8 protein-coding genes, 1 other RNA gene and 1 pseudogene are annotated in these 11245 nt (G+C 64.5%); 8 read left to right on the top strand and 2 right to left on the bottom strand.

Features of this window, described 5'->3' with window-relative positions:
* Positions 1 to 236: 236 nt before the first annotated feature.
* A complete protein-coding gene (locus V8683_RS16590; protein ID WP_411190445.1) occupies positions 237 to 1565 on the top strand; it encodes an MFS transporter in 1329 nt (442 codons plus the stop codon).
* An 89-nt stretch (positions 1566 to 1654) separates the two neighbouring features.
* On the opposite strand, the gene purB is transcribed toward V8683_RS16590, so the two are convergent.
* Positions 1655 to 3043, bottom strand: coding sequence for an adenylosuccinate lyase (purB, locus tag V8683_RS16585; protein ID WP_411187073.1), 1389 nt, complete (start codon positions 3041 to 3043; stop codon positions 1655 to 1657).
* Between the two features lie 235 nt (positions 3044 to 3278).
* Between purB and V8683_RS16580 the strand changes: the two genes are divergently transcribed.
* The 4 genes from V8683_RS16580 to V8683_RS16565 all read left to right on the top strand — a co-directional run bounded on the left by V8683_RS16580 (position 3279) and on the right by V8683_RS16565 (position 7656).
* Positions 3279 to 4253: a LysR family transcriptional regulator gene (locus V8683_RS16580; RefSeq protein ID WP_411187071.1), complete on the top strand. Its 975-nt coding sequence runs from the start codon at positions 3279 to 3281 to the stop codon at positions 4251 to 4253.
* Positions 4254 to 4404: 151 nt separating this feature from the next.
* Entirely contained in the window at positions 4405 to 5691 is a 1287-nt protein-coding gene (locus tag V8683_RS16575) for a Glu/Leu/Phe/Val family dehydrogenase (protein WP_411187069.1), read from the top strand.
* A 196-nt stretch (positions 5692 to 5887) separates the two neighbouring features.
* On the top strand, positions 5888 to 6781 hold the full coding sequence (locus tag V8683_RS16570; RefSeq protein WP_411187067.1) for a glutamate/aspartate ABC transporter substrate-binding protein: 894 nt from the start codon (positions 5888 to 5890) through the stop codon (positions 6779 to 6781).
* 149 nt (positions 6782 to 6930) lie between these two features.
* Complete coding sequence (locus V8683_RS16565; RefSeq protein WP_411187065.1) at positions 6931 to 7656, top strand: amino acid ABC transporter ATP-binding protein; 726 nt, start codon at positions 6931 to 6933, stop codon at positions 7654 to 7656.
* A 28-nt stretch (positions 7657 to 7684) separates the two neighbouring features.
* Here V8683_RS16565 and V8683_RS16560 read toward each other — a convergent pair whose 3' ends face one another.
* Entirely contained in the window at positions 7685 to 8608 is a 924-nt protein-coding gene (locus tag V8683_RS16560; RefSeq protein ID WP_411187063.1) for a class II glutamine amidotransferase, read from the bottom strand.
* A 175-nt stretch (positions 8609 to 8783) separates the two neighbouring features.
* On the opposite strand from V8683_RS16560, the gene pyrC reads away from it, so the two are divergent.
* From pyrC to rnpB, 3 genes and pseudogenes are all read left to right on the top strand, one after another.
* Positions 8784 to 9839, top strand: coding sequence for a dihydroorotase (gene pyrC, locus V8683_RS16555; protein ID WP_411187061.1), 1056 nt, complete (start codon positions 8784 to 8786; stop codon positions 9837 to 9839).
* Positions 9840 to 9854: 15 nt separating this feature from the next.
* Positions 9855 to 10652, top strand: a pseudogene (locus V8683_RS16550) (DUF3025 domain-containing protein); the annotation flags it as partial.
* 99 nt (positions 10653 to 10751) lie between these two features.
* An RNA gene (gene rnpB / locus V8683_RS16545) (RNase P RNA component class A) lies at positions 10752 to 11164 on the top strand.
* Positions 11165 to 11245: the final 81 nt, after the last annotated feature.

The following is an 11245-nucleotide window of genomic DNA, read 5'->3' as shown; positions in this document are numbered from 1 at the left end:
CGTCTGCTGGAACATCTTCAGCCGAGCTGAGCGGCCATTTTGAACTGGCCTTTTAGGTATGCGCCAGGATCTGTTGCGGCGGCACAGGTTGGTCTGGTTTATCCATAGGTGGACAATTTGTTAATATATGGAACCGTGCTGCCCGGGATCAGCGGATTGCGCGACTATCCAGACACCTTCCCCGATGCGGAGGAGACGCCTTGCCTACCACCCGAATCGGCCACGTCCGTTTCCTGATGCTGTTCCTCGTGTTCGCGGGAACCGTCATTAATTATGTGGACCGCGCCAACCTTTCCGTGGCCGCGCCGCTGCTCAAGCACGAATTCGGCCTCGGTCCGGTCGAGATCGGCCTGCTGTTTTCCGCTTATGCGTGGACGTACGTGATCGCCAATATTCCCGGCGGCTGGGTCGTCGACCGCTTCGGCTCGCGCGTCATGTATGCGCTCGCGGTGCTGGTCTGGTCCGCGTTCACGGTCGCCCAGGGCTGCGCCGGGCGTTACGCGACGATCTTCGGACTGCGGCTGGGCGTCGGCGTGGCAGAAGCGCCGACGTTTCCGGTCAACAACCGCGTGGTGTCGATCTGGTTTACGCAACGCGAGCGCGGCACCGCGACGAGCGTCTATCTCGTGGGCCAGTACATCGGCATGGCGGCGCTTACGCCGGCGCTGTTCTGGATCGCGCACGCCTTTGGCTGGCGCACGATCTTCTACGCGACGGGCGCGGTCGGCGTCGTCTGGGCGGGCGTCTGGTATCTGCTTTATCGCGATCCCGAAGATTGCTCGTGGGTTGGAGAGGCCGAACTGCAGCACATCCGCAGCGGCGGGGCGCTGGTCGGTTCGAACCACACCAGCGGCAAAGGGGTCGCGGCCGGAGGGGCAAAGAGTTCGAAGTTCCCGTGGCGCAAGCTGGCCATCGTGTTCCGCAATCGCCAGATCGTTGCGATCTGCATGGGCAAGTTCGCATCCCTCTCGTCGCTGTACTTCTTTTTGACGTGGTTTCCGAGCTATCTGATCAGCGAGCGCCACATGGCCGTGCTGAAAGCCGGTGGAGCGGCCGCCGTGCCGTTCATTGCGGCGTCGATAGGCGTGGTGGCGGGCGGTGCGCTGTCCGATTTCCTGCTGCGGCGTGGCGCGAGTGTGGGGGCCGCGCGCAAGACCCCGATCATCACGGGCCTCCTGCTCGTGCCCACCATGACGCTGTCGCTTCTTACCGACAGCAACGCGGTCGTCATTGCGATCATGTCGTTCGCGTTCTTCGCGCAGGGGGTGGCGTCCGCTTCCTGGTCGCTGATCGGCGACATTGCGCCGAAGAGCATGATCGGCATCACCGGCGGCGCCGTGAACTTCGCGGGCAACCTCTCCGGTATCGTTACGCCGATTGCGATCGGCTTCATCCTGCGCGAGACCGGTTCGTTCGGCTGGGCGCTCGGGCTCATCAGCGTGTTCGCCGTGATGGGCGCGCTGGCTTATACGTTCCTGCTGGGCGAAGTGAAGCGTATCGAAATCGGCGATGAGCCTGCCGGCGATGTTGCCGTGGGCGAAACGGCAAAGTCGACGCTGGACTGAGGCGACGCGAGCGGTTCCGCAATAAGTGAAAAAGGCGCTCGACCGCGAGGTCGAGCGCCTTTTCTATCGTCGCGCGTCGTGCGCCGCGCTTACGAGATGCGCTTCGCCAGCTCCGCGGCCTTGCCGACGTACGACGCCGGCGTCATGTCGAGCAGACGCCGCCTGGCATCTTCAGGAATCGCGAGACCCGACACGAAGGTCTGCAGCGCTTCGCGCGTGATGCCCTTGCCGCGCGTGAGCTCCTTCAGCTGCTCATAGGGATTCTCGATGCCATAGCGGCGCATCACGGTCTGCACGGGCTCGGCCAGCACTTCCCAGGTGGCGTCGAGGTCGTCGTTCAGACGCTGCGGGTTCACTTCGAGCTTGTCGAGACCGCGGATCAGCGCGTCGTACGCGAGCAGCGAGTAGCCGAAGGCCACGCCGATATTGCGCAGCACCGTCGAGTCCGTGAGGTCGCGCTGCCAGCGCGAAACCGGCAGCTTGTCGGCGAGGTGGCGCAGCGTGGCGTTGGCGAGGCCGAGGTTGCCTTCCGAGTTCTCGAAGTCGATCGGATTGACCTTGTGCGGCATCGTCGACGAGCCGATTTCGCCGGCCTTGGTCCTCTGCTTGAAGTAGCCGAGCGAGATGTAGCCCCACACGTCGCGATCGAGGTCGAGCAGGATCGTGTTCGCGCGCGCGATCGCGTCGAAGAGTTCCGCCATGTAGTCGTGCGGCTCGATCTGGATCGTGTACGGGTTGAAGGTGAGCTTCAGGCGCTGCTCGACGACTTCCTTCGAGAACGCTTCCCAGTCGAATTCCGGGTAGGCCGAGAGGTGCGCATTGAAGTTGCCCACCGCGCCGTTCATCTTGCCGAGCAGTTCGACCTTCTCGATGCGCGAGATTGCGCGCGCGAGACGCGCCGCGACGTTGGCGATTTCCTTGCCGAGCGTGGTCGGGCTGGCGGGCTGGCCGTGCGTGCGCGAGAGCATCGGCTGGTCGGCGTGGGCGTGGGCGAGCTTCACGAGGCGCTCATACACCGAGCGCAGCGCCGGCAGGATCACGTGTTCGCGCGCGCCCGCGAGCATGAGGCCGTGCGAGGTATTGTTGATGTCTTCCGAAGTGCAGGCGAAGTGGATGAATTCGCTTGCGCGCTCCAGTTCCGGCTGGCCCTTCACCGATTCCTTGAGCCAGTACTCGACCGCCTTGACGTCGTGGTTCGTCACGCGCTCGATGTCCTTGATGCGCGCGGCGTCGTGCGCCGTGAAGTTTTCGGCGAGCTTGAGCAGGAACTGCTCCGACGCTTCCGAGAAACGCGGCACTTCCGCGAAGCCGGCCTGCGACAGCGCGATCAGCCAGTGGATTTCCACGGTCACGCGGTTGCGCATGAACGCGGCTTCCGAGAGCCAGTCGCGCAGGGCTTCGGTCTTCGAGGCGTAGCGGCCGTCGAGCGGGGAGAGCGCGTTGAGCGCGAAGAGGGTATCGGGACGGGTATCGGACATGATTAGGGACGTAACGCGGGAAGTTACGCTCGCTGGGGTTAGACTCGAAAGCAGTCGGCCTGGAGACGGCGGGAACCGCACATTTTATCACCTTGCTGACAGGCGGCCGCCGGCGCAACAGGCCGTGTCATGCGGGCTCGCGGTGCCGCGCGGACGGCTCTTTTGGCGCGCCGCCGCGCCGGCGCGTGGCGCTCTGGCTAAAATGCCGACTTCACGTCACTGACCGCCGACCCGCATGGAACTCAAATGGCTCGAAGACTTCGTTTCGCTCGCGGAAACGCATAGTTTCAGCCGTTCCGCCGAGCTGCGCCACGTTACGCAGCCGGCGTTCTCGCGTCGCATCCAGGCACTCGAATCCTGGCTCGGCACGGAACTGATCGATCGTTCGGTTTATCCGACACGCCTGACTGCCGCGGGGCAGGTGTTCTACGAGCAGGCGCTCGCCATGCTTTCGCAGTTCCACGAGGCGCGCACGCTGCTGCGCGGCCACACGGCAACACCAGCGGCGACCATCGAGTTCGCCGTGCCGCATACGATTTCGCTGACCTATTTCCCGCGCTGGCTGCAGCGCATCGAGGCGAAGCTGGGCCGCATTCATACGCGTCTGCGTGCGCTCAACGTGCACGACGCGGTGCTCTCGCTCGTCGAGGGCGGCTGCGATCTCGTGATGGGTTATCACCATCCCAGCCATCCGGTGACCCTCGATCCCGCGCGCTACGACACGCTCACGCTCGGCATCGAACCCATCAGTCCGTATTCCGCCGTGCAGCGCGCCGGGCGCCCCCGTTACACGCTGCCCGGCACGGCGGACGCGCCCGCGCCTTACCTCTCCTATACGCCGAACGCCTATCTAGGCCGCATGACCGAGGTGATCATTGCCAACGCACCGGCACGGCTGTACCTCGACCGCGTCTACGAAACCGATATGGCCGAAGGGCTCAAGGCGATGGCGCTGGCGGGACATGGCATCGCGTTTCTGCCGCATAGCGCGGTGGAGGATGCCGTGGCGCAGGGCCGGCTGATCCGGCTCGACCGCGGCACGCGCGGCGCGCCGGAGGGGCAGTTCACGCTCGACATGGAGATCCGCCTCTATCGCGACAAGCTCGCCGCGCAGGGCGACGATGCGCGCCAGGCGCTCGTGCGCGAGCTATGGGACGCCGTGAGTGCGGAACTCGCCGAACTGGCGGCGCCTGACCGACGGGCAAACTGACGAAGCGGTAACCTGGGCCCGGGCCCGCGACACGTTTTTTCGACTTCGGGAACGTTATGCATGAAAAGCATAACGGGATGATCAAACGGCATTGGATTTCACGTGGGCGTTTTCTCACAATTGCACCATTCATTCGATCGCCGGAGCGTTCATGTCTTCCCAAATGCAGTCGGTTCCTTCGTATCTCCACGCCGACAACCTCGGCCCCTGGGGCAACTATCTTCGTCAGGTCGACCGCGTGGCGCCGTATCTCGGCTCGCTCTCGCGCTGGCTCGAAACGCTCAAGCGTCCGAAGCGCATCCTGATCGTGGACGTGCCCATCGAGCTCGATAACGGCACCGTCGCGCATTTCGAAGGCTATCGCGTACAGCACAACGTTTCGCGCGGTCCCGGCAAGGGCGGCGTGCGTTACCACCAGGACGTTACGCTCTCCGAAGTGATGGCGCTGTCCGCGTGGATGTCGGTGAAGAACGCGGCCGTGAACGTGCCGTACGGCGGTGCCAAGGGCGGTATCCGCGTCGATCCGCGCACGCTCTCGCGCGGCGAACTCGAACGCGTGACGCGCCGCTACACCAGCGAAATCGGCATCATCATCGGGCCGAACACCGACATTCCCGCTCCGGACGTCAATACGAACGAGCAGATCATGGCGTGGATGATGGACACCTACTCGATGAACCAGGGCCAGACGGCCACGGGCGTCGTGACGGGCAAGCCCATCACGCTCGGCGGCTCGCTCGGCCGCCGCGAGGCAACGGGCCGCGGCGTGTTCGTGGTCGGTTGCGAAGCCGCGCGCCGCACGGGTCTCTCGGTCGAAGGCGCACGCATTGCCGTGCAGGGCTTCGGCAACGTGGGCGGGATCGCCGCGCGCCTGTTCCAGGAAGCGGGCGCGAAGGTCGTCGCCGTGCAGGATCACACCGGCTCGCTCCATAACGCGAACGGCATGGATGCGGCGGCGCTGCTGGAGCACGTCGCGAAGACGGGCGGCGTGGCAGGTTTCGCCGGCGCCGACGTGCTCGCGAACGACGAATTCTGGACCGTCGAGACCGACATCCTGATCCCGGCCGCGCTGGAAAACCAGATCACCGAGAAGAACGCACCGAAGATCCGCACGAAGATCATCGTGGAAGGCGCGAACGGCCCGACCACGACGGCGGCCGACGACATTCTCCACGACAAGGGCGTCCTCGTGATTCCCGACGTGGTGGCGAACGCGGGCGGTGTGACCGTTTCGTACTTCGAGTGGGTGCAGGACTTCTCGAGCTTCTTCTGGACGGAAGGCGAAATCAACGAGCGCCTGGAGCGCGTGATGCGCGAAGCGTTCGCGGCGGTCTGGCAGGTGGCGAGCGAAAACAAGGTGTCGGTGCGTACGGCGGCGTTCATCGTGGCGTGCAAGCGCATTCTGATGGCGCGCGAAATGCGCGGCCTGTACCCTTGATGCGCCTCTGATCGACACGACGATCGTGACAACGCGGGCGTGATAGCGCTCGCTACAGCGCAGTATCGGGAAGCGGACGGGACCTTGGCGGGGCCGTCCGCTTTTTTGCGCTTTTTGTATTCCGGGGACTTCAACAGCCTTTCAGATTTATTACTTTGCTACACTGGCGCCGGTTTTGGCCCGGGAGACCGCACCGATGAAAATCAAAAAGGCCGTGCTTGTTCTCGCTACCCTCGGTTTCTTCGCTGCAAGCGCGCACGCGCAGGATTCCGGCACGCTCAGGAAGATCAAGGACACCGGCGTCATCTCGCTCGGCCATCGCGAATCGTCGATCCCGTTTTCCTATTACGACGACAAGCAGAATGTGATTGGCTACTCGCAGGATTTTGCGCTGAAGATCGTGGCTGCCGTGAAAACGACGCTGAACATGCCGAACCTGAAGGTCAAACTCGTGCCGGTCACCTCGCAGAACCGCATCCCGCTCGTGCAGAACGGCACGGTGGACTTCGAGTGCGGTTCGACCACGAACAACGTCGAGCGTCAGCAGCAGGTGGCCTTCTCGAACACGATCTTCGTGATCGGCACGCGACTCATGACGAGGAAGGACTCGGGAATCAAGGACTTCGCCGACCTCAAGGGCAGGACCGTCGTGACGACGGCGGGCACGACGTCCGAGCGCCTTCTGCGCAAGATGAACCAGGACAAGAACATGGGCATGAACATCATCAGCGCGAAGGACCACGGCGAGTCGTTCCTGACGCTTTCGACGGGTCGTGCGGCGGCGTTCGTGATGGACGACGCGCTGCTCGCGGGCGAGCGCGCGAAGTCGAACAGTCCGGGAGACTTCGTGATCGCAGGCAGGCCGCAGTCGCATGAGGTGTACGGCTGCATGATGCGCAAGGACGATCCCGGGTTCAAGAAGGTCGTGGACGAGGCCATCGCGAAGGTCGAGACCTCCGGCGAGGGAGAGGCGATCTACACGAAGTGGTTCGAGTCGCCGATTCCGCCGAAGGGCCTGAATCTGAACTTCCCGGAAAGCGACGACATGAAGACGTTGTTCAAGAATCCGAACGACAAGGCGATCAACTGAGGCCGGGTATCGACTCCGCTTTGCCTCGGCGAGGGTTGCGTTCGCGCCCTTCGAGGCCGGGTATGATTCGGAAACTATCCGCGCCGGCTGTTTCGTCGTTTGCAGGGGCGCGTCGAGCCTCGTGAGAGGTCTTCAGAAAAGGTCGCAAGATGATTTCAATCAAGAACGTGTCGAAGTGGTACGGCCAGTTCCAGGTGCTGGCCGACTGCACGACAGAAGTGAAGAAGGGCGAGGTGGTGGTGGTCTGCGGGCCATCGGGCTCGGGCAAGTCCACGCTCATCAAGACCGTCAATGGGCTCGAACCGTTCCAGCAGGGTGAGATTCTCGTGAACGGACAGTCGGTGGGCGACAAGAAGACCAATCTGTCGAAGCTGCGCTCGAAAGTCGGCATGGTGTTCCAGCACTTCGAACTATTCCCGCATCTTTCGATTACCGAGAACCTCACGCTCGCGCAGATCAAGGTACTGGGCCGCAGCAAGGACGAGGCGACCGACAAGGGTCTCAAGCTCCTCGACCGCGTGGGCCTGCGCTCGCAGGCGGACAAGTTTCCGGGTCAGCTCTCGGGCGGGCAGCAGCAGCGCGTGGCGATTGCGCGCGCGCTTTCGATGGACCCGATCGCCATGCTGTTCGACGAGCCGACCTCGGCGCTCGACCCCGAAATGATCAACGAAGTGCTCGACGTCATGGTCGAACTCGCGCAGGAGGGCATGACGATGATGTGCGTGACGCACGAGATGGGCTTCGCAAAGAAGGTCGCGCACCGCGTGATCTTCATGGACCGCGGCCTCATCGTCGAGGACGATCGCAAGGAAGACTTCTTCGCGAACCCGAAGTCGGATCGCGCGAAGGAGTTTCTCGCGAAGATCCTGCACTAGGCGGGCGGGCACAGACAGGCGCCGCGCGCTACTCGCCCCAGGTCTGCAGCGCGAAGGCGGCTTCGGCGTCCACGGTCTCGACCGCGGGTGTGACGACCCGCGGCGGGCAGGGCGCGCTCGCCGAGGCATCGGTTGCCGGGTTCTTCAGCTTGTCGAGCACCTTCTGCGGCACCGGCACGCTCGCCTGCGCGATCACGTCGCCGTTCTGGAACATCAGCAGATCGCCGGGCGCAAAGCGCGTCCAGATTTCGTTGTCGGTGAGCGGCGCAGTGGCGATCACCGCCACGCGATCTTCGGGCGTCGTGTATTTCGCGAAGTCGATCGAAACGTCGGCATCGACCAGATGCGCCGTCGAGAACGGCCAGCGGCGCACGAGATAGTAGAGATGTGTCGAGCAGTGCGCGAAGAGCGCCTGGCCGTTCGACATCAGGAAATTGAACACGCCGGACTGCGTGATCTCGCGCGTGAGCGACGCCAGTTCCGCAAAGAGCTCGGGAAGCGGCGGCTGGGAGCCCGGGAACGCCTTGCGCAAACCCTGCAGCAGCGAGCAGAACGCCAGCTCGCTATCGGTCGTACCGACCGGCTGATACACGCCCGACATGGCCGGATTGAAGTCGTGCAGGTCGCCGTTGTGCGCGAAGATCCAGTGGCGGCCCCACAGCTCGCGCATGAACGGGTGGCAGTTTTCGAGCTGGATGTGGCCCTGCGTAGCCTTGCGGATATGCGCGATGGTGTTGCGCGACTTGATCGGGTAGCGCTTGACCATCTCGGCAATCGGCGAGTGCGCGGAGGCCTGATGGTCGATGAAGAGCCGGCAGGCCTTGTCTTCGAAGAACGCGATGCCCCAGCCGTCGGCGTGGTGATCGGTGACGCCGCCGCGCGCCGCGAATCCGGTGAAGGAGAACGTGACGTCCGTCGGCGCGGCGCAGTTCATTCCAAGAAGTTGGCACATGGCTAAAGCGTGATGCGGCGGGCGGAGCGATCCGGTGAACCGGTACAATGATGATTTTCCAAGCATATCACCGGGCTGCGCGCCGCCAATACGAATTTTGTCGGATGCTTTCCACGCCGAGCGTGAAAGAGCCTGGTTGTCGCGCCCGCGCGACGATCTCCGTGCATCGAAACCCATGAACGCCTCTTCCCAGACCATTCTCACGCTCACCCGCCCCGACGACTGGCACCTGCACGTGCGCGACGGCGCCATGCTCGCGGCGGTGCTGCCGCATACCGCGCGCCAGTTCGGCCGCGCGATCATCATGCCGAACCTGAAGCCGCCGGTCACGACGACCGAACAGGCCGCCGCGTACCGCGACCGCATTCTGGCGGCGCTGCCTGAGGGCGCGCGCTTCGAGCCGCTGATGACGCTTTATCTGACCGACAACACGCCGCCCGACGAGATTCGCCGCGCGCGCGAAAGCGGCTTCGTGCATGGCGTGAAGCTGTATCCGGCAGGCGCGACGACCAACTCGGACGCCGGCGTGACCGATATCCGCAAGTGCGCGAAGACGCTGGAGGCCATGCAGGAAGTGGGTATGCCGCTTCTCGTGCACGGCGAGGTGACGAATGCCGACATCGATTTGTTCGACCGCGAGAAGGTGTTCATCGACCGCGTGATGACGCCGCTGCGCCGCGACTTTCCGGCGCTGAAGGTGGTGTTCGAGCACATCACGACGAAGGACGCGGTCGACTACATCCGCGCCGATCGTGCCGCCCCGGGCCTGCTGGGTGCGACGATCACGCCGCATCACCTGCTCTACAACCGCAACGCGATCTTCCAGGGCGGCATTCGTCCGCACTACTACTGCCTGCCGGTGCTCAAGCGCGAGACGCATCGCGTGGCGCTCGTCGAGGCGGCGACCTCGGGCGACGCGCGCTTTTTCCTCGGCACGGACAGCGCGCCGCATCCGAAGGGGCTGAAGGAGCATGCGTGCGGTTGCGCGGGCTGCTACACGGCGCTGCATGCGCTCGAACTCTACGCCGAGGCGTTCGACAACGCGGGCGCGCTCGACAAGCTCGAAGGTTTCGCGAGTTTCCACGGTGCCGACTTCTACGGCCTGCCGCGCAGTGCCGAAAAAGTGACGCTGCGTCGCGAAGAGTGGACGCTGCCGGCCGAGGTGGCGGCGGGCGACGTGCCGGTCGTGCCGCTGCGCGGCGGCGAAACGATCGGCTGGCGCTTCGTCTGAGTATGCGCGGTTGGGATGTCGCGCTCGTTGCCTTTGTTATGTGAAGTGGACTTGCCGGGCGGCGCGGTGAAGCGCGCCGCGCCGGGTTTTGCCGATATCGACTGGACGAGGCCCTGGTTCGCGCAGGTCGCAGAACGCGGCGTGCGCTGGCAGCAGGCCGCGCGGCGCCGCGCGGGCGGCCCGGTGGGCGAGTTGGACGCCGCCGCCGCATCCGCCGAAGTCACGACAGGGCGCGGGCAGCGCCTCGCCTTTATCCCGCAGGACGAACTTCCGCCCGATACGGCTTACGAGGCCCATATCGCGGCCACCGGCCGGGTGCCGACGCGCCACAATCTGCATGACTTCTTCAATGCGCTCAGCTGGTTTCAGTTTCCGCGCATCAAGGCCGCGTTGAGCGCACGCGGCTCGGCGCTGGTCGATGCGCTGGGCGTTGGGCCCACGCGCGGCGGCACGCGTGACGCGCTGACCGTGTTCGACGAGAATGCCGTGCTGTTCGCCTGCGCCGATGCCGCGCTCGGCGCCGCACTGCGATCGTTCGACTGGAAGGCGCTCTTTATCGACAGCCGGGCCGCATGGGGCGAATGCTGCGAGGTCCGCTGCTTCGGGCACGCGCTGCTGGAAAAGCTCGTCACGCCGTACAAGGCGTGCACCGCGCATGCGTGGATCGTCGACGTGCCCGCCGACTACTTCTCGTGCACGCGCGCCGCCCGCGACGCGTTTCTCGACGCAACGGTGAGCCGTGCGCTCCTCGAAGACAGCGAATTCAACGGCCGGATGTTCGCGCCGCTGCCCGTGCTCGGAATACCCGGCTGGTGGCCCGAAAACGGAACCCCCTCGTTTTACGACGATTCGTCGGTGTTTCGCGCCGGGCGGCGGGCGCGTCCCGCGGCGGATGGTAAAATCGCGGTCAGCAAAGCAGGCCAGGCAGTCGCGGCTTCGGCGGTTTCGGCCGTCGGGGGCGAGGAAAGTCCGGACTCCACAGGGCAGGGTGATGGCTAACGGCCATCCGTGGCGACACGCGGAACAGGGCAACAGAGAACAGACCGCCGATGGCCCGATTTCGGTCGGGATCAGGTAAGGGTGAAACGGTGCGGTAAGAGCGCACCGCGTCTGCGGTGACGTAGACGGCACGGCAACCTCCACCCGGAGCAATTCCAAGTAGGCTGGCTAGCATCTTCGAGATGCAGGACGGGGCCCCCGTCACGTCAGCGGGTAGGAAGCTTGAGCGCGTCAGCAATGGCGCGCCTAGAGGAATGGCTGCCACGCGCAGGGCGCCGCAAGGCGTCCCGCGTGCACAGAATCCGGCTTATCGGCCTGCTTTGCCAACCTCATGATGCAAAAAAGCCGGCGTGGGCCTTGTGACCGCGCCGGCTTTTTTCGTTTTTTTCCTCGCGAACGCCGCAAGC

Source organism: Paraburkholderia sp. AV2, from assembly GCF_054968425.1.
This window is presented reverse-complemented; position numbering and strand designations above follow the sequence as displayed.

What these genes read in the sequence shown, in the direction of transcription:
- V8683_RS16590 (WP_411190445.1), top strand. Translation starts at nt 237, where the DNA reads ATGCTGTTCCTCGTGTTCGCGGGAACCGTCATTAATTATGTGGACCGC.
- purB (WP_411187073.1), bottom strand. Translation starts at nt 3,043, where the DNA reads ATGTCCGATACCCGTCCCGATACCCTCTTCGCGCTCAACGCGCTCTCC.
- V8683_RS16580 (WP_411187071.1), top strand. Translation starts at nt 3,279, where the DNA reads ATGGAACTCAAATGGCTCGAAGACTTCGTTTCGCTCGCGGAAACGCAT.
- V8683_RS16575 (WP_411187069.1), top strand. Translation starts at nt 4,405, where the DNA reads ATGTCTTCCCAAATGCAGTCGGTTCCTTCGTATCTCCACGCCGACAAC.
- V8683_RS16570 (WP_411187067.1), top strand. Translation starts at nt 5,888, where the DNA reads ATGAAAATCAAAAAGGCCGTGCTTGTTCTCGCTACCCTCGGTTTCTTC.
- V8683_RS16565 (WP_411187065.1), top strand. Translation starts at nt 6,931, where the DNA reads ATGATTTCAATCAAGAACGTGTCGAAGTGGTACGGCCAGTTCCAGGTG.
- V8683_RS16560 (WP_411187063.1), bottom strand. Translation starts at nt 8,608, where the DNA reads ATGTGCCAACTTCTTGGAATGAACTGCGCCGCGCCGACGGACGTCACG.
- pyrC (WP_411187061.1), top strand. Translation starts at nt 8,784, where the DNA reads ATGAACGCCTCTTCCCAGACCATTCTCACGCTCACCCGCCCCGACGAC.